This is a genomic window from Actinophytocola algeriensis (assembly GCF_014203735.1).
Taxonomy (GTDB): Bacteria; Actinomycetota; Actinomycetes; order Mycobacteriales; family Pseudonocardiaceae; genus Actinophytocola; species Actinophytocola algeriensis.
Map to the genome: position 1 here is coordinate 684108 of NZ_JACHJQ010000003.1, position 21968 is coordinate 706075.

At 71.2% G+C, this 21968-nt stretch carries 25 protein-coding genes and 3 tRNA genes; 15 read left to right on the forward strand and 13 right to left on the reverse strand.

Annotation, left to right across the window (positions count from 1 at the left end):
- Window positions 1–24: 24 nt before the first annotated feature.
- The 7 genes from FHR82_RS15590 (at window position 25) to FHR82_RS15620 (ending at window position 5433) form a co-directional block, all read left to right on the forward strand.
- Entirely contained in the window at window positions 25–648 is a 624-nt protein-coding gene (locus FHR82_RS15590) for a dienelactone hydrolase family protein (protein WP_225944027.1), read from the forward strand.
- 19 nt (window positions 649–667) lie between these two features.
- On the forward strand, window positions 668–1441 hold the full coding sequence (locus FHR82_RS15595) for an ESX secretion-associated protein EspG (RefSeq protein WP_184811090.1): 774 nt from the start codon (window positions 668–670) through the stop codon (window positions 1439–1441).
- 58 nt (window positions 1442–1499) lie between these two features.
- The gene (locus tag FHR82_RS15600) at window positions 1500–1940 is read left to right on the forward strand and encodes a hypothetical protein (protein WP_184811091.1); all 441 of its coding nucleotides are present in this window, start codon (window positions 1500–1502) and stop codon (window positions 1938–1940) included.
- Entirely contained in the window at window positions 1937–3031 is a 1095-nt protein-coding gene (locus FHR82_RS47415; RefSeq protein WP_184811092.1) for a PPE domain-containing protein, read from the forward strand. Before FHR82_RS15600 ends, FHR82_RS47415 begins: the two co-directional genes overlap by 4 nt.
- The gene (locus FHR82_RS15610; RefSeq protein WP_184811093.1) at window positions 3024–3776 is read left to right on the forward strand and encodes an ESX secretion-associated protein EspG; all 753 of its coding nucleotides are present in this window, start codon (window positions 3024–3026) and stop codon (window positions 3774–3776) included. The genes FHR82_RS47415 and FHR82_RS15610 overlap by 8 nt, the downstream gene beginning before the upstream one ends.
- A gap of 104 nt (window positions 3777–3880) precedes the next feature.
- On the forward strand, window positions 3881–4288 hold the full coding sequence (locus FHR82_RS15615) for a YciI family protein (protein WP_184811094.1): 408 nt from the start codon (window positions 3881–3883) through the stop codon (window positions 4286–4288).
- A gap of 2 nt (window positions 4289–4290) precedes the next feature.
- Window positions 4291–5433, forward strand: coding sequence for an RNA polymerase sigma factor (locus FHR82_RS15620; RefSeq protein WP_184811554.1), 1143 nt, complete (start codon window positions 4291–4293; stop codon window positions 5431–5433).
- A 4-nt stretch (window positions 5434–5437) separates the two neighbouring features.
- On the opposite strand, the gene FHR82_RS15625 is transcribed toward FHR82_RS15620, so the two are convergent.
- The 10 genes from FHR82_RS15625 to FHR82_RS15670 all read right to left on the reverse strand — a co-directional run bounded on the left by FHR82_RS15625 (window position 5438) and on the right by FHR82_RS15670 (window position 11575).
- Window positions 5438–5719 (reverse strand): DUF4287 domain-containing protein, encoded by a 282-nt coding sequence (locus tag FHR82_RS15625; RefSeq protein ID WP_184811095.1) that lies wholly within the window; start codon window positions 5717–5719, stop codon window positions 5438–5440.
- A 105-nt stretch (window positions 5720–5824) separates the two neighbouring features.
- The gene (locus tag FHR82_RS15630; RefSeq protein WP_184811096.1) at window positions 5825–6484 is read right to left on the reverse strand and encodes a response regulator transcription factor; all 660 of its coding nucleotides are present in this window, start codon (window positions 6482–6484) and stop codon (window positions 5825–5827) included.
- Entirely contained in the window at window positions 6481–7596 is a 1116-nt protein-coding gene (locus tag FHR82_RS15635) for a sensor histidine kinase (RefSeq protein WP_184811097.1), read from the reverse strand. The genes FHR82_RS15630 and FHR82_RS15635 overlap by 4 nt, the downstream gene beginning before the upstream one ends.
- 98 nt (window positions 7597–7694) lie before the next feature.
- The gene (locus FHR82_RS15640; RefSeq protein ID WP_184811098.1) at window positions 7695–10085 is read right to left on the reverse strand and encodes an ATP-binding cassette domain-containing protein; all 2391 of its coding nucleotides are present in this window, start codon (window positions 10083–10085) and stop codon (window positions 7695–7697) included.
- A 45-nt stretch (window positions 10086–10130) separates the two neighbouring features.
- Window positions 10131–10541: a VOC family protein gene (locus tag FHR82_RS15645; RefSeq protein WP_221463794.1), complete on the reverse strand. Its 411-nt coding sequence runs from the start codon at window positions 10539–10541 to the stop codon at window positions 10131–10133.
- 10 nt (window positions 10542–10551) lie between these two features.
- A complete protein-coding gene (locus FHR82_RS15650; protein WP_184811100.1) occupies window positions 10552–11004 on the reverse strand; it encodes a helix-turn-helix transcriptional regulator in 453 nt (150 codons plus the stop codon).
- Between the two features lie 33 nt (window positions 11005–11037).
- Window positions 11038–11109: transfer RNA gene (locus FHR82_RS15655), tRNA-Glu, on the reverse strand.
- A 58-nt stretch (window positions 11110–11167) separates the two neighbouring features.
- The gene (locus FHR82_RS15660) at window positions 11168–11395 is read right to left on the reverse strand and encodes a hypothetical protein (RefSeq protein WP_184811101.1); all 228 of its coding nucleotides are present in this window, start codon (window positions 11393–11395) and stop codon (window positions 11168–11170) included.
- A 28-nt stretch (window positions 11396–11423) separates the two neighbouring features.
- A tRNA-Arg gene (locus tag FHR82_RS15665) sits at window positions 11424–11497 on the reverse strand.
- A 5-nt stretch (window positions 11498–11502) separates the two neighbouring features.
- Window positions 11503–11575, reverse strand: a tRNA-Arg gene (locus FHR82_RS15670).
- Between the two features lie 436 nt (window positions 11576–12011).
- Here FHR82_RS15670 and FHR82_RS15675 point away from each other — a divergent pair.
- The 5 genes from FHR82_RS15675 (at window position 12012) to FHR82_RS15695 (ending at window position 16849) form a co-directional block, all read left to right on the forward strand.
- Window positions 12012–12512, forward strand: coding sequence for a hypothetical protein (locus FHR82_RS15675; RefSeq protein WP_184811102.1), 501 nt, complete (start codon window positions 12012–12014; stop codon window positions 12510–12512).
- Window positions 12513–12795: 283 nt separating this feature from the next.
- Window positions 12796–15522 carry a nitrate- and nitrite sensing domain-containing protein gene (locus FHR82_RS15680; protein WP_184811555.1) on the forward strand — a complete coding sequence of 909 codons (2727 nt, stop codon included), beginning with the start codon at window positions 12796–12798 and terminating at the stop codon, window positions 15520–15522.
- Window positions 15500–15913, forward strand: coding sequence for a roadblock/LC7 domain-containing protein (locus tag FHR82_RS15685; protein ID WP_184811103.1), 414 nt, complete (start codon window positions 15500–15502; stop codon window positions 15911–15913). The genes FHR82_RS15680 and FHR82_RS15685 overlap by 23 nt, the downstream gene beginning before the upstream one ends.
- Window positions 15910–16281: a DUF742 domain-containing protein gene (locus FHR82_RS15690; protein ID WP_184811104.1), complete on the forward strand. Its 372-nt coding sequence runs from the start codon at window positions 15910–15912 to the stop codon at window positions 16279–16281. Before FHR82_RS15685 ends, FHR82_RS15690 begins: the two co-directional genes overlap by 4 nt.
- Window positions 16262–16849, forward strand: coding sequence for a GTP-binding protein (locus FHR82_RS15695; RefSeq protein ID WP_184811105.1), 588 nt, complete (start codon window positions 16262–16264; stop codon window positions 16847–16849). Before FHR82_RS15690 ends, FHR82_RS15695 begins: the two co-directional genes overlap by 20 nt.
- 122 nt (window positions 16850–16971) lie before the next feature.
- On the opposite strand, the gene FHR82_RS15700 is transcribed toward FHR82_RS15695, so the two are convergent.
- Together FHR82_RS15700 and FHR82_RS15705 are read right to left on the reverse strand one after the other, a co-directional pair.
- Window positions 16972–17175, reverse strand: coding sequence for a CsbD family protein (locus FHR82_RS15700; protein ID WP_184811106.1), 204 nt, complete (start codon window positions 17173–17175; stop codon window positions 16972–16974).
- 53 nt (window positions 17176–17228) lie between these two features.
- Window positions 17229–18293 (reverse strand): TetR/AcrR family transcriptional regulator, encoded by a 1065-nt coding sequence (locus FHR82_RS15705; protein WP_184811107.1) that lies wholly within the window; start codon window positions 18291–18293, stop codon window positions 17229–17231.
- Window positions 18294–18357: 64 nt separating this feature from the next.
- Here FHR82_RS15705 and FHR82_RS15710 point away from each other — a divergent pair, with 64 nt between their 5' ends.
- Window positions 18358–19491: a cytochrome P450 gene (locus FHR82_RS15710; protein WP_184811108.1), complete on the forward strand. Its 1134-nt coding sequence runs from the start codon at window positions 18358–18360 to the stop codon at window positions 19489–19491.
- A gap of 54 nt (window positions 19492–19545) precedes the next feature.
- Window positions 19546–20076: a DoxX family membrane protein gene (locus FHR82_RS15715; protein WP_184811109.1), complete on the forward strand. Its 531-nt coding sequence runs from the start codon at window positions 19546–19548 to the stop codon at window positions 20074–20076.
- 61 nt (window positions 20077–20137) lie between these two features.
- Here FHR82_RS15715 and FHR82_RS15720 read toward each other — a convergent pair whose 3' ends face one another.
- On the reverse strand, window positions 20138–20740 hold the full coding sequence (locus tag FHR82_RS15720; protein WP_184811110.1) for a trimeric intracellular cation channel family protein: 603 nt from the start codon (window positions 20738–20740) through the stop codon (window positions 20138–20140).
- A gap of 183 nt (window positions 20741–20923) precedes the next feature.
- Between FHR82_RS15720 and FHR82_RS47420 the strand changes: the two genes are divergently transcribed.
- Window positions 20924–21904, forward strand: coding sequence for a helix-turn-helix transcriptional regulator (locus tag FHR82_RS47420; protein ID WP_184811111.1), 981 nt, complete (start codon window positions 20924–20926; stop codon window positions 21902–21904).
- Window positions 21905–21968 lie beyond the last annotated feature (64 nt).

Sequence of the window (21968 nt, forward strand, 5' to 3'; positions counted from 1 at the left end):
CTGACTGACGGTCGTGCGCTGCGCATGACGTACGCGGAACCACACGGGGTCGTCAGAGGCGGAGTCGTCGTCCTGCACGAGGAACGCGGGATGACCGAGGCGATGCGGGACCTGATCACCGGGCTCGCCGCCGAGGGCTGGCTGACCGTCGCACCGCACATCTACGACGGCGACTCGACCGAAGTGGACGACCTCACGGCGCTGGACCGGATCAGCGAGCTGTCCGGTGAGTCCGTGCTCGCCGACACCGACATCGCGTTCGGCTGGCTCGCGCAGCACGGCATCGACGCGGACCGGATCGGTGTGGTCGGGTTCGAGCTGGGTGGTGCGGTGGCACTGGTGGTGGCCGCGAGCCGGGCGATCGGCGCGGCCGTGTCCGTCGGCGGTGGCGGGATCCTGAACCCGCTCTCGCCCGGCCTGCCCGCACTCGTGGACGCGGCGCCCACGCTGCGCTGCCCGTGGCTCGGCCTGTACGGGGACAAGGTCGCCGACGAGGTCGCGCTGCTGCGGGACGCGGCGAAGCGCTCGGAGACGGCCAACGACGTCGTGCTGTACCCGGCCGCCGACCACCGGTTCGACATCTACCCGGACACGGCCGTCGAAGCCTGGCAGCGGGTCCTGAACTGGTTCGACGCGCACTTGCGCTGACCGGACCATAATTCTCCGCGTGTCCGCGACCTCGTTGTCCCACCAGGAGTTCGACCTCCTGTGGGAGCACCTCGGCTTCACCGAACGGCCCTACCCGCTCGACGTGCGTTCCTTCGGGTACACCATGGACGAGCGGGCGGCACTGCGCGAGCAGGTGCGGCAGTCCTTGGCCCACAAGGGACTCCACGACGGCGCCGAGGTCGCGCCCGCGCTGGAGGAGCAGCTCGCGCTGCTCGGCAGGCACACGCGGAGTGTCGACGGGCGGTTGTCCGTCGGCGAGACACTGCGGGTGCTCGCGGCGAGCGACGGCCGCCGGGGCGTGCTCGCCGCGCAGTCCGACGACGAGGTCCGGCTCGCGTGGGTGCGGAACGCGCGGCTCGTGCCCGCGGTGATCGCGTTGCTGCCGGACCGGCGGCCAGGGCCGGGCGGGTCGGCGCGGCTGCCCAAGGAGGTCTTCGACGCGGCCGTCGACGAGTTCGCCGCGAGCGGGTACGTCGGGCTGGAACGCACGCTCACGAACGGCGGCGTGACCGGCCGCGACCTGCGCACGGTCACCACGTTGCTGGAGTCCGGCAGGCAGGGCGGCGGGCAGCTGGCCGCGAACAGCGTCGACCAGGTCGGCCGCCGCACCAGGACGTCCGTGCTGAACTGGTTCGACACCGAGCCCGGCCGCTACCTCGTGCACACCGAGGTGACCAGGGACCGGGTCGAATGGCTGACCATCACCCCCGCCGACACCGCGCGCGTCGAGCAGCGCCTGACGGAGATGGCGGCCTCGCTGAACCAGCCGTGAGCGGCCGCGCGACGCGTTACTGTGACACCTGGTTCTGATCCGTCAAAGGGGGTTCCCCATGTCCGAGCCCAGGGCCTTCCCCGGCGCGGCCTCGGGCGCGCTCGCGCCGGTCGCCACCAAGGTCGGCAAGGTCAAGGAGCAGGCGCTCGCCGGCTCGCTGACGATCGACCTCGAGGTCGCGAAGGTCATCCTCGTCCAGCTCGGCACGCTGCGGGCCCGCGCGGCCGAGCTGGTCCGGGACTGCGTGGACCTCGACACGCCGCTCCGGTTCGGCGACAACTGGGTCGGCCGGATCATGTCCGAGCGGCTGCGCATGGTCGCCGTGGACAGCGACGGCGGCGTCACGCACGTGCTGACCGCGTTCCACCAGGTCCTCGACGACCTGGAGGCGACGGTCCGGTTCGCGGCGGGCATGTACGAGACGAGCGACGAGAGTGCGGCGGACGACCTGCGGCGCGCGGTCGGGCAGTTCGGCGTGACGGTCGAGGAGGAAAGTTGAGCGAGGGCATCATGATCGGTGGCTGTTATCCGCCGAGCTGGCCGCGCCCGCCGAAGCCGCCGGTGGACGAGCCGGTGCCGGAGTCGCTCGACGAGACCGTCGAGTGGATGACCTGGTCGCACCCCGAGCTGTACCGGATGGTCCACGACGGCATCGACCTCACCGGCGCGATGTCGGTGTCCGCGACGTGGGCGCGGCTGGGTGACGAGCTGGCCGACATGGCCGACGAGCTGTCGAAGCTGCTGTTCACGACCTCGCAGGCGTGGGAGGGTGAGGCGGCGGAGCTCGCGAAGGAGAGCGTGTCGGCGCTGTCGGAGTGGTCGAGGGAGACCGCGATCCGCGCGACCGAGGTGTGCGCCTGCGTCACCGTCCAGGTCGACAACGTCGCCACCGCGCGCAACGACATGCCGCCCCCGCCGTACCCGGTGCTGCCGACGCCGACGCCCCTGCCCTCGCAGGTGACCGCGTTCACCAACGGTGGCTTCGACACCGCGACGCCGCTCGTGGTGGACCCGCTGGTCTACACGACACAGGAACGCGAGCTGCACGAGCAGGCCGCGCGGACCATGGAGCGGTTCCAGGCGAACTCGCGGGACGTGTACGCGACCGTGCCCCAGTTCGCGCCGCCGTCGCTGCGGAAGGTGCCGTACGGCCCGCCGACCGAGCCGCCGCAGCCACCTCCGCCACCCCAGCCACCGCAGCCACCAGTCCCGCCGCCAGTGCCGAGGGTGCCCGGCGGTGGCCCCGGCCCTGGCGCGGGCGGTGGTCCGGTTTCCGGTGGTGGTCCTGGCGCCGCTGGACCCGGCACGCCGGGTCGTGCCCCGGCCACCGCCCCGCTCGCCCCGGGCGGCGGTGCGGGAACGGGTGAACCAGCGGCCCGGCCCGCTGCCGCGTCGGCGGTGCCGGTCCGGCAGGGCGGCCAGGCGCCGGGCATGGCAGGCGGTATGCCGATGGGTGGTGGCGGCGGGAGCGGTCGCGGCGAGGACATCGAGCGCAGGAACAAGTACGTCGAGGAGGACCCCGACATCTGGGGCGCCAGCGACGAGCGGGTCATGCCGCCGGTGATCGGGGAGGTCAACCGCCGTGCGTGACCCTGGCTCCGGGTGGATCCAGCTGAGTGTGGTCGAGCTGTACCTGCTGTGGTCGGCGATGGGCCTCGGCCCGACGCCCGAGGTGCTGGACGTGCTGCACGTAGGCCGCACGAAGGCGCGGCGGGCGGAGCTGGCCGAGGAGTCGTCCCGCGACCTCGCGGCCCGTGACCTCGGCACGGTGGCGGCACCGGCCCGCGACCTGGCCGGGATGCTGCGGTCGCTCGGCAACCCGTCGGCGTCGCTGGACATGCGGGTGTACGGGACGGGTTCGCCGCTGTTCGCCTTCGCCGCGGTCGGTCCGTCCGGCGCCGCGATCGCGGCCCGCGTCGGCGACGAGGTCCGGTTGGGCGCGGTCCGCCCGACGGCACTCGCGTCGTCGCTGCTCGGCTCGCTCACCCACCTGCCCGCTGCCGCCGACCGGCCGGCCAACGTGAGCGCCGCCGACTACGACGCGGCGTGCGCGCAGGGTGCCGCGGAAGGCATTTCCGGGTTCACGAGGGTGCTGCACGCCGCGGGTGTCCGCGCGGAGGAGGTCAGCACGCTCACGCAGGCGCTGACGTCCCGCACGGGCGGTGGCCAGCTCGGCGCGACGGGCCGGGCCCGCGCGTACAGCCTGGTCAACTGGCTGGACACCCCGGACGGCCGGTACGCCCTGCGCCGCAACGGCTCGTGGATCACCCTCACCCCGGCCGACACGGCCCGCCTGACCACGATGGCCGAAGAGATGCTCACCGACGTCCGCTGACTGTGTCGCGCGTCACAATTTGCTGATGTCGAAGATCCGGGTGCGGCTCCGTCCCAGCGGCATGAACCGCGCGGGAACGCGCACACCTGACGAGGAGAGTCACCATGGCCAAGTACCTGCTGCTCAAGCACTACCGAGGCGCACCGGCCGCCGTCAACGACGTGCCGATGGCCGAGTGGACGCCGGAGGAGATCTCGGCCCACGTGAAGTACATGGACGACTTCGCGGCCCGGCTCGAGGAGACCGGCGAGTTCGTCGACTCGCAGGCGCTCTCGCCCGTGGGCACGTTCGTCCGGTACGACGGCGAGGGGCGCCCGCCGGTCACCGACGGCCCGTTCGCCGAGACCAAGGACCTCATCGCCGGCTGGATGGTGATCGACGTCGACACCTACGACCGCGCCATCGAGCTGGCGGGCGAGCTGTCCGCTGCCCCGGGCGCGGGCGGGAAGCCGATCCACGAGTGGCTGGAGCTGCGCCCGTTCTACGGCTCGGCGCCGACGATCACGGAGTGAGCATGGACGAGGCGCTGCTCAGGAGCCTCACCCCGAACGTCCTCGGCATCCTCGTCCGCCGCGGCGCCGACTTCGCGGCGGCCGAGGACGCCGTGCAGGAGGCGCTGATCGAGGCGCTGCGCGTCTGGCCTGCCGACCCGCCCCGGGACCCGAAGGGCTGGCTGGTCACCGTGTCCTGGCGGAAGTTCCTCGACGCGACCAGGGCGGACGCGGCCCGTCGCAGGCGGGAGGACGCGGGAGAACTCGTGGCCGAACCCGCGCCGGAGCCGGTGCCCGCGGTGGACGACACGCTCCAGCTCTACTTCCTGTGCGCACACCCGTCGCTGTCGCCGTCGGCCGCGGTCGCGCTCACGTTGCGGGCCGTCGGCGGGCTGACCACCCGCCAGATCGCGCAGGCCTACCTGGTGCCCGAGGCGACCATGGGGCAGCGCATCAGCCGGGCGAAGCGGACCGTCTCCGGCGTGCGGTTCGACCAGCCCGGCGACGTCGCCACCGTGCTGCGCGTCCTGTACCTCGTCTTCAACGAGGGCTACTCCGGCGACGTCGACCTGGCCGCCGAGGCCATCCGGCTCACCCGAGGGCTCGCGGCCGCGATCGACCACCCGGAGGTGGCCGGGTTGCTCGCGCTCATGCTGCTCCACCACGCCCGGCGGGCCGGCCGGACCACGCCGGACGGCGGTCTGGTGCCGCTCGCCGAGCAGGACCGCGGCCGGTGGGACACCGCGATGATCGCCGAGGGCGTCGGGATCCTGCAGGCGGCGCTGGCCCGCGACCGGCTGGGCGAGTTCCAGGCGCAGGCCGCCATCGCGGCCCTGCACGCGGACGCGCCCACCGCCGAGGAGACCGACTGGGTGCAGATCGTCGAGTGGTACGACGAGCTGGTGCGCCTGACCGACAGCCCGGTCGTCCTGCTCAACCGCGCGGTGGCGGTCGGCGAGGCCGACGGGCCGCGGGCCGGGCTGGCGGCGCTCGCGGCGCTGGACGACTCGCTGCCGCGCCACGCCGCGGTGGCGGCGTACCTGCACGAGCGCGACGGCGACCTGGCCGCGGCGGCCCGGCTGTACGTCGAGGCGGCCAGCAAGGCACCCAACCTGGCCGAATGCGAATACCTGACGCGCCAGGCGGCCCGGCTCAACAACCGCTGAGCCCTCAGCGGTTGGCGAGGCCGTCGATCCGCAGGGTCGCGGACGGATCCCGGTGGGTGCCGGTGCCGCCGACGTGCTTGTCGCTGATCTCCGTGCCGTTCTTCAGCACGTGGCACAGCGCCATCCCGTGGCCGCGGCCCAGGTCGTAGTCGGTCTTGAGCCATTCGAGGACGACGCCTGCCCTGGTGGTCGCGTCGTAGCCGCGCGCACCGGCCTCCGCCAGCAGCTCGGCCGGGGTCTTGCCGGTCTTCTTCTCGATGCCGTCTAGGTAGGCCTGGAAGGACATGTCGTCTCCGTCTGTCGTGGGGGCGGTGCCCACGCAGTCTATGACAACTTTTCCTGTCCGGACAACTTTTATTTTCGGAAGGTTCGTCGGTTCTGCTCGCGGGCGCTAGTCCGGCAGGAGTCCCGCGTCGTGGACCAGTATCGCGATCTGGACGCGGTTGTTGAGGTCCAGCTTCGTCAGGGCGCTCGACACGTGTGTCTTCACCGTCGGCACGGACAGGTGCAGCGCCGTCCCGATCTCGGCGTTCGACCGGCCCTTGCCGACCTCCACCGCCACCGCGCGCTCCCGGTCGTTGAGCACCGCGAGACGGGTCGCGGCACGGGTCCCCCGGGTCTCCGTCTCCGTCGCGGCGACCCTCGCGACCAGGCGTTTCATCACCACGGGCGACAGCACCGGTGTGCCTTCCGCGACCTGTCGCACGGCCGCCACGATCTGTGCGGGCGGCGTGTCCTTCAGCAAGAACCCGGCCGCCCCCGCTCGCAGTGCGCGCAGCACGTGCCGGTCGGCGTCGAACGTGGTCAGCACCAGTACCTCGGGTGCGTCCCGCCGCTTGCGGAGCGCCTCCGTCGCGGTGAGACCGTCGACCGTCGGCATGCGGATGTCCATCAGCACCACGTGCGGGCGGTGCCGGTCGACCAGCGCGAGCACCTCGGCGCCGTCCCCGGCCTCGGCGACCACGCGGATGTCCGGTGCGCCGCCGAGCATCATGGTCAGCCCGGTGCGCACGAGTGGGTCGTCGTCGACGATCAGCACGTCCACGGTCATGCCGGCCACGGTAGCCACGCCGACACGCGCCAGCCGCCGCCGGGTTCCGGTCCGGCGTCGACCCGGCCACCGGCCAGTGCCACGCGTTCGCGCAACCCCGCGAGTCCTTGTCCGCCACCGGGTTCGCCCGGCTCGCCCGCCGTGTTGACGATCTCGACGCGGAGCCCGTCCGCGTCCCGCACCGAGATGTCCACTGTGGAGCCCGCGGCGTGCTTGCGTGCGTTGGTCAGGCTTTCCTGCACGATCCGGTACACCGTGCGGCCGAGCGTGTCCGGCATCTCGGCCGTGATCTCGTTGCGCAGCACCACCGGCATGCCGGCGCGGGCGGACTCGGCGACCAGCGCGGGCACGTCCGCGAACGTCGGCTGCGGCAGCTCCTGCACGGGCGCGCGCAGCACCCCGATCACCTCACGCAGGTCCTGCAGCGCCTGGTGCGCGCTCTCGCGGATCACCCCCGCCGCCCGCGCGATGTCCGCCGCCGGTGCGTCCGGCCGGTACTCCAGCGCGCCCGCGTGCACGCTGAGCAGCGACAACCGGTGCCCGAGCACGTCGTGCATCTCGCGGGCGATCGCCTCGCGGGCCTGCAGCTGCGCGCGGTCAGCCCGCAGCCGCGCCTCCGTCTCGGCGCGCGCGGCCCGTTCCCGCAGCGACAGCACCAGCTCGCGCCGGTGCCGCACGACCAGCCCCCACCCGACGACCGCGCACTGCACCGCGAACCCGAACCCGAGCGAGAACGCGAGCGGCTCGTCCGGCGCGGGCCGCAGCAGCAGGAACACGCACGTCGAGGCCAGGCCCGCGGCGAACAGGACGGCGGTGACCCGCAGCGACCGGTGCACGGCCACCGTGAACAGCGCGACCATGGCCGCGCCCCCCACCAGTTCCGACACGCACGCCACGGCCATCAGCGCGGCCGCCACGCCGACCGGCCACCGCCGACGCAGCCACAGCAGCCCGGCGCCGGCGACCCCGACCAGCTGGTCGAGCGCGAACAGCCACTCCTGCCGGGGCGCCGAGCCCGTCTCGACGCGCATCGCGACGACCAGGAGCCCGTACAACACGGCGAACATGAACAGCCCGATGTCCACAGACCAGTCGCGCAGGCTGCGTCTCATCGCCCGAACGTACCGAGCCCGCGCGTTCCGGACGCCGATCCCAGACCAAGGTCGGGAAAGGTCGGTACTTTGGTCGGCCGGTCCGACCGGCGCGTGAGTCAGGCGCCGACGTACTCCGCGAGGTGCTCGCCGGTGAGGGTGGAGTGGTCGGCGACGAGGGCGCTGGGAGTGCCCTCGAAGACGACCAGTCCACCGTCGTGGCCCGCACCGGGTCCGAGGTCGATGATCCAGTCCGCGTGCGCCATGACCGCCTGGTGGTGCTCGATGACGATCACCGACTTGCCCGCGTCGACCAGCCGGTCGAGCAGGCCCAGCAGGTTCTCCACGTCCGCGAGGTGCAGGCCCGTGGTCGGCTCGTCGAGGATGTAGACGCCGCCGTCGCCGCCCATGTGGGTGGCGAGCTTGAGCCGCTGCCGCTCGCCGCCGGACAGCGTGGTCAGCGGCTGGCCGATGGTGAGGTAGCCGAGGCCGACGTCGGCCAGGCGATCGAGGATCTTGTGCGCGGCAGGCAGCTTGGCTTCGCCGTCGCCGAAGAACTCCTCGGCCTCGGTCACCGACATCGCGAGCACCTCGCTGATGTCCCGGCCACCGAACTTGTAGTCCAGCACGGACGCGTCGAAGCGCCTGCCCTCGCACACGTCACACGTGGTGGACATGCCGGCCATGATCCCGAGGTCGGTGTAGATGACCCCGGCGCCGTTGCAGCCCGGGCACGCGCCCTCGGAGTTCGCGCTGAACAGCGCCGGCTTCACGCCGTTGGCCTTGGCGAACGCCTTGCGGATCGGCTCCAGCAGACCGGTGTAGGTCGCGGGGTTGCTGCGCCGCGAGCCGCGGATCGGGGTCTGGTCGACCGCCACCACACCGTCCCGCTTGGCGACGGAACCGTGGATCAGCGAGCTCTTGCCCGACCCCGCGACGCCGGTGACGACCACCAGCACCCCGAGCGGGATGTCGACGTCCACGTCCCGCAGGTTGTTCGTGTCCGCGCCGCGGATCTCCAGCTGCCCGGACGGCTCACGCACGTCCTCCTTGAGCGACACGCGGTCGTCGAGGTGGCGGCCGGTGACGGTCTTGCTCTTCCGCAGCTCCTCGATGGTGCCCTCGAAGCACACCTGGCCACCCGCGCTGCCCGCGCCGGGACCGAGGTCGACGACGTGGTCGGCGATCGCGATCGCCTCCGGCTTGTGCTCGACCATCAGCACGGTGTTGCCCTTGTCCCGCAGGCGGAGCAGCAGGTTGTTCATGCGGGCGATGTCATGCGGGTGCAGGCCGATCGTCGGCTCGTCGAACACGTAGGTGACGTCGGTGAGCGACGACCCGAGGTGGCGGATCATCTTGGTGCGCTGCGCCTCGCCGCCGGACAGCGTGCCGGAGGGCCGTTCCAGCGACAGGTAGCCGAGGCCGATCTCCACGAACGAGTCCAGCGTGTGGCCGAGCGCGTCCAGCAGCGGCTTGACCGTCGGCTCGTCGAGGCCCTGCACCCACTCGGCCAGGTCGGAGATCTGCATCCGGCACGCGTCGGCGATGCTGATCCCGGCGATCTTCGACGACCGCGCGCCCTCGGTCAGCCGGGTGCCGTCGCAGTCCGGGCAGACCTGGAAGGTCACCACCCGCTCCACGAACGCGCGGATGTGCGGCTGCATCGCGTCGACGTCCTTGGACAGCATCGACTTCTGGATCGTCGGGACCAGACCCGAGTAGGTGAGGTTGATGCCCTCGACCTTGACCTTGGTCGGTTCCTTGTACAGCAGGTCGTGCAGCTGCTTCTTCGTGTACTTCTTGATCGGCTTGTCCGGGTCGAAGAAGCCGCAGCCGCGGAAGATCCGCCCGTACCAGCCGTCCATGCTGTAGCCGGGGATCGTGACGGCGCCCTCGTTGAGCGACTTGTTCTCGTCGTACAGCTGGGTCAGGTCGAAGTCGTTGACCTTGCCCCGGCCCTCGCAGCGCGGGCACATGCCGCCGGTGATGCTGAAGCTGCGGCGCTCCTTCACCTGCCGCCCGGCCTTCTCGATGGTGACCGCACCCGCGCCGCTGATCGACTCGACGTTGAACGAGAACGCCTGCGGCCCGCCGAGGTACGGCTTGCCGAGCCTGCTGAACAGGATCCGCAGCATCGCGTTGGCGTCGGTGGCCGTGCCGACCGTCGAGCGCGGGTCGGCGCCCATCCGCTGCTGGTCGACGATGATCGCGGTGGTCAGCCCGTCGAGCACGTCCACGTCCGGCCGCGCCAGCGTCGGCATGAACCCCTGGATGAACGTGCTGTAGGTCTCGTTGATCATCCGCTGCGACTCGGCGGCGATCGTGCTGAACACCAGCGAGCTCTTGCCGGAGCCGGAGACGCCGGTGAACACCGTCAGCCTGCGCTTCGGCAGCTCGATGCTGACGTCCTTGAGGTTGTTCTCACGTGCGCCGTGCACCCGGATCAGGTCGTGGCTGTCGGCGACGTGCGGCGCGGCGGGCTGCGCCTTCGACCTCGCGGGCTTGCTCATCGTGTCTCCATGCTGCTGTTCGGGCGGGCTCGGTTCGGGATGGACTCAGCGGGCTTCCGCGATGCGCAGCAGGTTGCCCGCGGGGTCGCGGAACGCGCAGTCGCGGACGCCCCAGGGCTGGGCGGTGGGCTCCTGGACGACCTCGGCGTCCCCGGCCGCCAGGCGCTCGAAGGTCGCGTCGAGGTCCTTGGTGGCGAGGTTGAGGCCGGCGAAGGTGCCCTTGGCCATCATCTCGGAGATGACCTTGCGCTCGTCGTCGGTGATGCCCGGGTCCGCGGCCGGGGGGTGCAGGACGATGGACGTGCCGGGCTGCCCGGGGGGACCGACGGTGATCCAGTGCAGCCCGTCGTACTCGACCTCCTGGCGGACCTCGAAGCCGAGCGTGTCGCGGTAGAAGGCGAGCGAGGCCGCCGCGTCGTTGTGGGGGAGGTAGACCTGCGCGATCGTGATGTCCATGGCGGTCACACTAGGTACGCGCCGTGGGCCGCGCTTCTCGATTCCTGATCGGTCTGGTGACCTTCTTCTCCACGCACGGCGCCATCCCCGGTTCCCCGGTCGCCGCCTGCTGGGTCCGGTAGGCGCTGGGCGGCATGCCCACCAGCTCGGCGAACCGGGTGCTGAAGGTGCCGAGCGACGAGCAGCCGACCGCGAAGCACACCTCGGTGACACTCATGTCGCCGCGGCGCAGCAGTGCCATGGCCCGCTCGATGCGGCGCGTCATCAGGTACGAGTACGGTGACTCTCCGTAGGCGACCCGGAACTCGCGGCTGAGGTGCCCGGCCGACATGTGCACAGCGCGCGCGAGCGCTTCCACGTTCAGCGGCTTCGCGTACTCCCGGTCGATCCGGTCACGCACCCGGCGCAACAGCGCGAGGTCGCGCAGTCGCTGCTGGGCCGCGTCGGGTCTGCTGCCGGTCACGTGCGTGATGGTGCCACAAGAACCGGTTTCCGGTGACGCGTACGGGGATCGAACCCGTGTCTCCGGCGTGAGAAGCCGGTGTCCATGCCGCTGGACCAACGCGCCGTCCACTTCCCCTGCGTCGGGTGCCCGCGAGTCGAACGCGGTGTCTCCTGAGCCCAGATCAGGTGGGTTGCCGTCTCCCTCGCACCCGCTTGCCGTTACTCCGCCACTCCCGCACCGCCGCCAGGTGCGCCGAACCCAGCCCCTGCCCGGTGCGCCGCGAACTCCTCCCCGCCCGCGTGCTCGTCGTGCTCGTCGTCGAACCACGCCAGCGGCCGCCCCGCCGTGTCCTTCGCGCCGCGTACGGGTGGAGCGGCCCGTCGACGTCGAGCAGCAGCAGACCGGTCATCACCTCCCTCCCTTCTCCCTGGCCAGAGCACCCTTGGCAGGACTTGAACCTGCGACCTCGCCGTTCGTAGCGGCGCGCTCTCTCCTGCTGAGCTACAAGGGTCCGCGTACCCCCAGCCGGACTCGAACCGGCGACCCGCGGCGTCGGAGGCCGCTGCTCTGTCCACTGAGCTACAGGGGTGTGTGAATTGGTGTTTTGAAAAGCCTCTGCGGGAGGGGTCGAACCCTCTTGCGCCACGGGTTTGGAATCCGCGCCGCAGCCGCAGTTCGCCGATTAGCGAAAATGGCATGGCAAACAAAAGAGCCGCCCGTTCCGGAATTCCGGTGGGCGGCTCCCTGACGTGCCTACGGGTAGGTCACGGTGGGGAGCCAGGAAGCCATTCGCGCAGCTCAAGCGGTCGCTCGCACGGCAGTGCGCGGCGGCTGGCGATCCGCTGCGGTCGGCGCTCGGTGCGAGTCATGGCTGCTCCTCCATTCGGTGTTAACACCATCGTGGCCCATTGCCTCCGAATCGTCAACGATTTATCGGGAAATGCCGGGACCACCTGATGATTGAGATGATTGACCCGTTCGTTACCCTGACTCACCGAGCGCACCGACCAACGGGACGGGTGATCATGCCGCGGCTGGTTTTCGAGGAGCCGAAGGGCGGTCCGGCGAACACGGAGTCCGCCGAGGACCGCCGGGACGCGAAGCGGGACAACGTCGTCGTGGTGCTCAAGGCCGCGACGTTCGCGCTCGTCATCGCCCTGGTCGGGGCCGGCATCCTCCTCGCGACCGCGGGCGGTGAGCCGGAGCAGGAGGCCACGGCGCCCTCGGTGCCCGAGATCGAGGCGAGCAACACGCCGACGACGTCCACGACGACCCCGCTCGCCGAGATCGTGGCCCCCGAGGTCCGCAGTCAGACCGCGGTGATCACCGCCACCGCCCCGCCGACGACCACCCAGCCGACGCCGCCGCCCGGCACCACGCGCCCGCCCGGCCGAGGTGACCGGTTCGCTGTCGTCGGCCAGCGCTGTGACACGCCAGGGACATACTCGTTCACGGAGCGTTACCAGCCGGTGGTCTGTGTCGAACGTCGCGACGACAAGCCCGTCTGGCGCCTGGTCTTCGAATAGGTTCAGACCAATCCGGTGCGTAGCCGACCGGGCGCGAACGGCCACTGTTTTCGTCCGCGTTGGTCCGTTCGGCCTAATTGATCTGTACGAAACGCACAATTGAGAGCGCTTACGTTGCTGGTTTTCCCGTTACAGGTTCGTCGGCAGTAAAAAGTCACAGAATCCCCTATTTGACTCGTTGACGCTGGGTGTTTACCGTTCCCCGCGGGGTCCGGGGGTGCGTGTTGCGGCGCCCGTTCGAGAACTTTGGGGAACGCCGGAAGGAAAGCGGACCGCGGTGAAGATGACGTCCATCCGGCGGAGCCGGGCCCTGTCCATCCGGGCGCGCGTGCTGACGTTGGCGCTGGTGCCGTGCATCGTATTCCTGCTCGCCGGTGTCGCGGGCGCGGGTTATTTGATCTTCGATGCGGTACAGACCAGGAATTACTTCCAGCTCGCGAGTGAGGCACAACAGCGGTCTCTCCCATTGATCGCCTCACTCCAGGAAGAACGCCGCCTCACCCTGCGTCGCCTCGCGAGTTTCGGCACGTTCCAGTCGGATCTGATCAAACAGCGCAACCGCACCGACTCGCTCGCGGGTCAGGCCACCGCGAGCCTCGGCGAGCTGTCGGAGGTCGCGCCGGACTCGGTGACCCGCGCGGTCCGCGAGTTCGGCGAGCTGATGGGCGAGCTGCCCGCGATGCGTGCGCGCGTCGACGGCGGCCAGGTGTCGATCTCCGAGTCGTTCTCCCTCTACAACGACATCATCGACAGGTTCGTCGACGGCACGAAGGGCCTCGCGCAGTTCGCGCCCGACGCCGAGATCGCCTACCTGCAGCTGGTCGTCGCGCCGCTGCTCACCAGCGCCGACCTCATGCAGCGCTCGGACGCCCTCGCCGCGGCGAACCTGGTCGGCGGTGGTCTGAACAACACCGACTTCTCCGTCTACCAGGGCCAGGTCAGCTCCTACCACCTGCAGCTCGAGTCGACCATCCCGCTCGCCGAGCCGGAGGTGCAGGCCCAGTACCGCAAGCTCACCGGTTCAGCGGAGTGGCTGCGGTTGATGTCGGTCGAGGAGGTGCTGCTCCGCGGCGACATCAACCTCCCGATCAGTGAGGACATGTGGCGGGCCGCGGCCGGCGACGTCGGCCAGCGGCTGATGACGATGCTGCAGACGCAGAGCCGCCACACCAACGACCTCGCGCTGTCGAAGGTCAACACCACGCTCGCCCAGTCGATCGTCGCCGGTGTGCTGGTGCTCGCGCTCGTGGCGCTGGTGTTCTTCTTCGCGCTGCGGCTGTCGCGGCGGCTCATCGAGCGGCTCGTCCGCCTGCGGTCGGAGACCCTGGACCTCGCCGAGAAGGGCCTGCCGGAGCTGGTCGAGAAGGTCCGGGCGGGCAACGACGTGAGCGTCGACGACGAGGTCCGGCTGCGGGACTACGGCGCGGACGAGATCGGCGAGGTCGCGGACGCGTTCAACAAGGCGCAGCAGACCGCCGTCGCCGCCGCCGTGCAGGAGGCGAAGACCCGCGAGGGCACCAACAAGGTGTTCCTCAACATCGCGCACCGCAGCCAGGTCATCGTGCACCGCCAGCTGAAGACGCTGGACGAGGCCGAGCGCAAGCAGGAGGACCCCGAGCAGCTGGAGCTGCTGTTCCAGCTCGACCACCTGACCACCCGCCAGCGCCGCAACGCCGAGAACCTGATCATCCTCGGCGGCGGGCAGCCGGGCCGCCGCTGGCGCAACCCGGTCAGCCTCGCCGAGATCGTGCGTGGCGCGGCCGCCGAGACCGAGGACTTCGCGCGGGTCAAGACGGCCAAGCTGCCGTCGCTCTCGGTGATCGGCCCGGTCGTCGGCGACCTCGTCCACCTGCTCGCGGAGCTGATCGACAACGCCACCACGTTCTCCCCGCCCGCAGCGCGGGTGGACGTGCGCGGCAACGTCGTCGGCCGCGGTGTGGTCCTCGAGATCGAGGACCAGGGACTCGGTATCGAACCGGCTCGCGCCGACGATCTCAACGACATGCTCACCAACCCGCCCGACTTCGGGATCATGGCGCTCTCCAGCGAGCCGCGCCTCGGGTTGTTCGTCGTCGCGCGCCTCGCGGCGCGCCACGGCATCTCGGTCACGCTGCGTGAGTCGGCGTACGGCGGCACCAGGGCCATCGTGCTGGTCCGCAACGAGCTGCTCGGCCCGGACTCGGCCGTCCCGCAGGACAAGGCCGACGAGCAGGACCAGAAGGCGGACCGGCCGATCGACCCGAAGACCGAGACGCTGCGCCCGGTCGAGCTGCCGGTCGCGAACGGCGACTCGCCGGCTCCGGGCTCGACCGTGCGCCTGACCATCCCGGGCGCGGTCAGCCTGCCGGACCTGCCGAACCTGCCGCCGCTGCCGATGGTGGAGCCGCGGCCGGGGGAGGACCTGTTCCGCCCGCAGAAGCCGGTCGGCGCCGAGCACGAGCCGACCCAGCCACAGCGCCAGCAGCGCGCGCCGCGGCACCTCGAACCCGAGACCAGCGAGCCGCTGCCCAAGCGGGACGCCGGCGACCGGCCGCCACTGCCGAAGCGCGGGGCCCGCGCCGACCACGAGCCGAGCCAGGCGTTGCAGCGCGAACCGCGCCACGCCGAACGGAACGGCGAGCCGCGGCCAGAACCGCCGAAGCCCGTCGAGCTGCGCAAGGTCGCGCCGGAGATCAACCAGCCGGCCCCCACGGACGGCGACACCCGCGCCCAGGCCAACCCGCAACCACAGACCGCGGGCATGGCACCGGGCAGACCGCCGCTGCCGCAGCGCCGCCGCCAGCAGAACCTGGCCCCGCAGCTGCGTGAAGACACGCCGCCTGCCTGGCCTGCGCAGCAGGAGCCCGAGGCGGAGCACAATCGGGAGGAGACCCCGGACCAGGCACGCAGCAGGTTGTCCGCTTTCCAGGCGGGGACCCGGCGCGGCCGGGACGAGCCGGTGCCCGGGGAGATGTTGAACGGGAACGACAGTGTGGGGAGCACGCGAAATGGCCAACACCGCAGTGAATGAGCTCGACTGGTTGCTCGATGAACTGGTCAAGCGGGTGGCGGGCGTGGATCGTGCCGTCGTGCTCTCGGCGGACGGCCTGCTGATCGGCCGGTCCGCCAACCTGTCGACCGGTGACGCGGAGCACCTGTCCGCGGTCGCGTCGGCGTTCCAGAGCCTCGCGCGTGGCACCGGCAGGCACTTCGGTGGCGGTCAGGTGCGGCAGACGCTGGTCGAGATGGACCACGCGTTCCTGTTCGTCACCGCGGCAGGCCACGGCGCCTGCCTCGCGCTGCTCGCGGCCGAGAACGCGGACGTGGGCATGATCGCCTACGAGATGAACATGATGGTCAAGCGCGTCGGCGCGGTGCTCACCGCGAAGCCGCGGGAGTTCTTGGAGCGACCGGTGCCATGACAGCAACCGACGAGGAGTGGTTCGACGAGGCCGCCGGGCCGCTGGTCCGGCCGTACGCGATGACCGGCGGGCGCACCCGCTCGGACACGCTCGGTCTCGACCTGATCACGCTCGTCGTCGCGATGCAGTCCGTCACCGACGTCGATGTCGAGCCGGAGTACGCGGGCATCCTTTCCGCCTGCCAGCACCCGACCTCGGTGGTCGAGGTGGCGGCGAAGGTGGACCTGCCACTGCAGGTGGTGAAGGTCCTCCTGTCCGACCTGATCAGCCAGCGCCTCATCATCTTCCGCTCGCCCGCCGCCCCGGGGGCCGAGCCACCAAGCCAACACGTTCTCCAGGCGGTCCTCGATGGCATACGCAAACTCTGACGACCGGTCGGCGAGAGCCACCAAGATCGTGATCGCCGGCGGCTTCGGCGTCGGCAAGACGACGATGGTCGGCTCGGTCAGCGAGATCGCCCCGCTCCGCACCGAGGAACTGATCACCGAGGCGTCCGAGGGTGTCGACGACCTGTCCGGGGTGGAACAGAAGCGCACGACGACGGTCGCACTGGACTTCGGCCGCATCACCATCAGCCCCGAGCTGATCCTTTACCTGTTCGGCACCCCCGGGCAGGACCGCTTCTGGTTCATGTGGGACGAACTGGCGAGAGGCGCGATCGGCGCGGTCGTGCTGGCCGACACGCGCAGGCTGGACAGCTGCTTCGCGGCCGTGGACTTCTTCGAACGCCGCAACCTGCCGTTCGTGGTGGGCGTGAACTGCTTCGACAACTCCTACCGCTACGGCACGGAAGAGGTCCGCGGCGCCCTGGACCTGGACGACCACGTGCCGGTCCTGCTGTGCGACGCCCGCGAACGCGAGTCCACGAAGCAGGTGCTGATCGCGCTGCTGCAGCACGCGATGGCGGAAGCCCGCCTGGCAGGCACCGCCAGCTGACGGCTGATGCCCTGAAAGACGCCTCCGGACGCGCAACGCCCCGAGAGCGTCGTTCAGGGCATCGTCAGCGACCGCGGGTCTCGCGCACAAGCCGTCAGCTGAGACCCGCGGTGCCGCGAGCCTCAGTTGCCGAAACGCTCCCTGGCGTTGTCCATGGCGTCGGAAGCCTTGCCGCGAAGGTCGTCACCCCGGCCGGACAGGCCCTCGTCCTGCTGGTCGCCCTGGTTCTGCTCGCCCTGGTTCTGGTCGTCCTGCTGGCCGAACTTCTCCTTCGCCTGACCCATGAAGTCCTGAGCCTTGTCCTTGGCCTCGTCGAACCCACTCATGCCGAACTCCTTCCGTGCGCGGAACGATCTCAGCGCCAGGGCTGCCCAGCCTTCTACCTGCGCAAACGTCCGCTCACCCGATCGTGTGCGGCCGCCACGACATGACACGCGCCGTACCCCTCCGCGCGCGAAACGACCCGGCCGCCAGCGATCCGGACGGCCACTTCCGTGGCATCGCTCACCGCGGGTAGACCGGCCGCGGCGGCCAGCGAACCCGTCCCGTCGCACACGACGCGCAGCCGCGGCCACGCGTACTCCGGGAACGCGTGCCGCAGGCATCCCGTCAGCTCCGCCACCGCCAGTCGCGCCAGCGGGATCAGCTCCCGCGGCGACCCCGACACGAGTACCGCCGTCACCGTCGCGTCCGGCGCCGCGCGCACCGCGTGTTCCACCGCCGACGCACGGCCGAGCCCCAGCACGGCCACGATGCCGTCGGCTTCCAGCGACACCGGAGCACCGCGCACCGAGTCCCACGCGTCAGGCGGCTGCCACGGCACGTCCACCGCCTGTGCGTGCGTCGTGAACGGCAGCTCCAGCCACTCGTCGTCCACGTCCAGGTACGCGAGCTGCGCGCACGCGTTCACCACGTTGAACGGCTCCACGAACCCCGGCGCCGCGGCCGCCAGCTGGCTCGCGCCGTGCAGCGCCGTCAGCACCGTCTCCGCGACGCGCACCAGCCGCCCGTCCGGCCGCAGCCGCTCCAGCGCCAGCCCCAGCAGCACCGCGTCCAGCGCCAGCAGCTGCGCGTACGGCCGCCGCGTCGCCTCGTCGGCCATGACCTCCGGCAGTACGTCCATGCCCAGCCGCGCGGACTCGTCGGTCATCGGCAACCGCGACAGCCATGCCCGCGCCAGCGCCGCCAGCGCGTCACCCGTCGTCCGGCCTGGCTCGACGTCGGGCGCAGGCGCGCGCTCCGCCAGGTCCGCCAGCACCGCGAAGTACAGCGCTCGCTTGCCGGGGAAGTTCGAGTAGACGGCCCCGCGCGTCAGTTCGGCCCGCTCGGCGATCACGTCGATCTTGGTGTCCCGGTACCCGCGCTCGGCGAACTCGTCGCGCGCGGCGGCCAGCACCCGGGTGCGGTTGCGCTCCTGCGCCTCCGCTCTGGTGAGGCGGCTCATGGTTGACAAGATATCGTCACCATTCAGATGATGAGATCATATGATCTGAACATATGGAGTGAACATGTACGAGGTGGACCTCACCGATCCCGCTGTCATCGCCGACCCGTTCACCGCCTACAGCCGCGCCCGTGACGCGGGCCCGGTGGTGCGGCTGAGCATCCCCGGCATGCCGATGTGGGCCCTGACCAGGCACGACGACGCGCGCGCCTTCCTCACCGACCCGCGGTTCGCGATCCGTGCCGCCAGCTTCGCCGGCATCCCGGGCGTGCCGGACGAGTACCAGCCCTACCTGCGGACCATGTCCGAGATGGACGGCCCGGACCACCTGCGGTTGCGCAGGCTCGCCGCGCCCGCGTTCACCGCGCGCCGCGCGCAGGACTTCCGCGCGTCGATCGAACCCGTCGTCGACAAGCTCCTCGCGGGCCTGCCACCGGAGCCGGACCTGCTCCGCGACGTCGCCAAGCCGCTGCCGATGCTCGTCATCTGCGAGCTGGTCGGCATTCCGGAAGCGGACCGCGGCGACTGGGTCGAGTGGGGCGCGATCATCGCCTCCGGCGACGTCCGCAGGCTCGGCGAGGCGATCCCCGGCATCGTCGAGGGCGCGAAGTCGGTGGTCGCCGCGCGTCCGGACACCGGTCTGCTCGCGGACCTGATCCGCGCGGAGGACCGCATGACCGACACCGAACTGGTGACGCTCGTGTGGCACATCGTGCTCGCGGGCCAGACCCCGGCGAACCTGATCGCGAACGCCGTGGCCGAGCTGTGGACCCGGCCGGCGGACCTGGCGGAGCTGCGTGCGGACCGGTCGCTGCTGCCGGGCGCGGTCGACGAGCTGATGCGCTGGTGCGGCCCGCAGCTGCTCACCGTGCCGCGTTTCGCGGCCGAGGACGTCGACCTGCACGGCGTCGTGGTCGAGGCCGGGGAGCCGGTGACGGTCGCGATCGCCGCCACCAACCGCGACCCGGAGGTCTTCGCCGACCCGGACCGCTTCGACGTCCGCCGCGGCGCCGCGACCCAGCTCGGCTTCGGCCACGGCCCGCATTTCTGCCTCGGCGCGGCACACGCACGCGTGCAGACCGAGGTCGCGCTCGCCGCGCTGCTCGGCCGCGACCTCGTGCTGGCGGGCGAACCGGTGCGGGCACCGGACCCGGGCACGTGGCGGCTGACCGAGCTGGCGGTGCGGCTCGGCGTGTGAGCGGGGGTGTTTGCGGGTAAGTCCGGCTTCTGACCAACAGGGAGGTTCGAGTCCATGATCCTGCGCCGGATCGCACGCCCGATGCTCGCGGCCGTCTTCGTGTCCGGCGGCATCGAGACGCTGCGCAACCCAGCATCCCGCGTCGAGGCCGCCGATCCGCTCGTGAGCAAGGCGGCCGACCAGGTGATCGACAAAGTCCCGGAGCAGGTGCTCGACAAGGTCCCGGACAAGGTCGTCGACAAGGTGCCGACCGACACCGAGTCCCTGGTCAAGATCAACGCCGCCGCCCAGATCGGTGCCGGGATCGCGCTCGCCCTCGGCAAGTTCCCCCGGTTCTCCGCGCTCGTGCTGGCCGGGAGCGTCCTGCCGACGACACTCGCCGGCCACCGCTTCTGGGAGAAGGAAGACCCGAAGGAGCGCGCCCAGCAGCAGGTCCACTTCTTCAAGAACGTGGGCCTGCTGGGCGGTCTCCTCCTCGCGGCGGCCGACACACACGGCAAGCCGTCGGCCGCGTGGCGGGCCAAGCACGCCGCCCGCAGCGCCGCGGACTCGGTCCGCGACACCGCCGGCTCGGTACTGCCTTAGGTGCGTTGGCCGGGTCGTCTGGTGGTGCCGTGAAAGGCGCTTTCACGGCACACACCGGGCTCTAGGCGCGTGGCGGGGCAGGTAGCTGCCAGCGGCGCGTGATCACCAGCACGCGCAGCACGGTCCCGACCGCGGCCCCGCAGATCGCGGCCGGGACCGGTGGCAGTCTCAGCTCGGTCGCCACGACGAACACCGTCGCGGACAGCATCGCCACGCTGATGTAGATGTCCCTGCGCACCAGCACCGCGAGTTCACCGGCGAGCACGTCCCGCAGGATCCCGCCGCAGGTGGCGGTCAGGATGCCCATCACCACCGCCACCGGCGCGGACACGCCTGCCTCCCCGGCGATCAGCGCGCCGACGACCGCGAACGAGCTGATCCCCAGGGCGTCGAGGAAGAGCAGCGTCTGCCGCCGCCTCGGCCCGGCGCCGACGAACCACACGAGCGTCGCCGCGCCGACGCAGACGTACAGGTAACCGGGGTCGTGCAGCCAGAACACGGTCCGGTCGAGCGCCAGGTCGCGGAGCGTGCCGCCGCCGATCCCCGCGACCGTGCCGAGCATCGCAGCCGACACGAGGTCGAGCCGCCGATCACGCGCGGCCACCGTGCTGACCATGGCAAACGTCGCGACACCCACGTAGTCGAGAACGGCGGTCAGCACCACGGGGTGAGTCTCACATGGACCGTGCCCGCCGGTACAACGGAGCCCTGACGCCGGGCGAACCGCTGCCGCACGCCGCCCGCGTGGCGGTCACAGGAGTCCGCGCACCGGTTACGTTCTCGGGCGGGTGTGCCGGACCTGTCAGGACGGCGTCATGATCCAGTGTGGATGGAAGGAGGCCGGGCGGTGACGGACAGGACTCTCGCCGGGCTCGTGTCGGAGGAGGCCGCGGCGGCCTACGACCGCCTGCACGACGCCGTGCACCTGCCGGTCGGTGTCGGTCCGGACAAGTTCGACCTGGCCGAGGAGCCCGCGCGGGAACTGCTGGACGCGGGCGTCATCACGTTCGCGGGCCACGGCGACGGCAGGCTGGTTCGCGCCGTGCACCCGTCGATCGCGCTGCGCAGGCTGCTCGATCGCCAGCACCGGCACCTCGCGGCGCTGCAGACGGACCTGGCGGGGACGTGGCAGCGGTTCGCGGCGCTGGTGTCCCCGGTCAGCGGCCTGACCGACGGTGACCTGCAAGCCTCGGACGTCCGGGCGGTCCGGGACCGCGCGGAGATGGCCCGGCTGGCGGCGGGTCTGTACCGGTCGCCGCGCAGGTTGCTGCGGGCCACGTTCACAGCGCGCTCCGGCGACGAACCGACGACGGAGGGCCTGCTGCTGCCCCCGCCGGACTCGATCGCGGCGGGTGTGGAGTTCCGGATGCTGTACGACGCGCCGCACGCGTCGGACACCTGGGGGTCCTACAGCATCGAGCAGTCGGTGCGGGCGGGTGAGCAGGCGCGGGTTCGGCAGACGGTGCCGCTGAAGATGATGCACGTGGACGACACGGTCGCGCTGGTGACCATCGACCACACCGGTGCGCAGGGGGCGCTGCACATCGAGTCGCCCGCGCTGCTGAAGCTGTTGGCGGAGTGGTTCGACGCGATGTGGACCGCGCCGGACACCACGCCGATCGGTGGCAAGGTGCCGGACGAGCTGACGCCCGCTCGGCACAAGGTGCTGACGCTGCTGGCATCCGGGCTGACGGACGAGTCGATCGCGAACCACACGGGCACCGCGGTGCGGACGGTGCGGCGGCATGTGAGTGCGCTGCTGGAGATTCTGAACGTGGACAGCCGGTTCGCGGCGGGGGTGGCGGCGGTGCGGAGGGGCTGGCTCTGACAGCCACCCGCGCCCACCCAGAACCGAAACCGGCCGGAACGCAACCCCCACCCTGTCCCGGGGG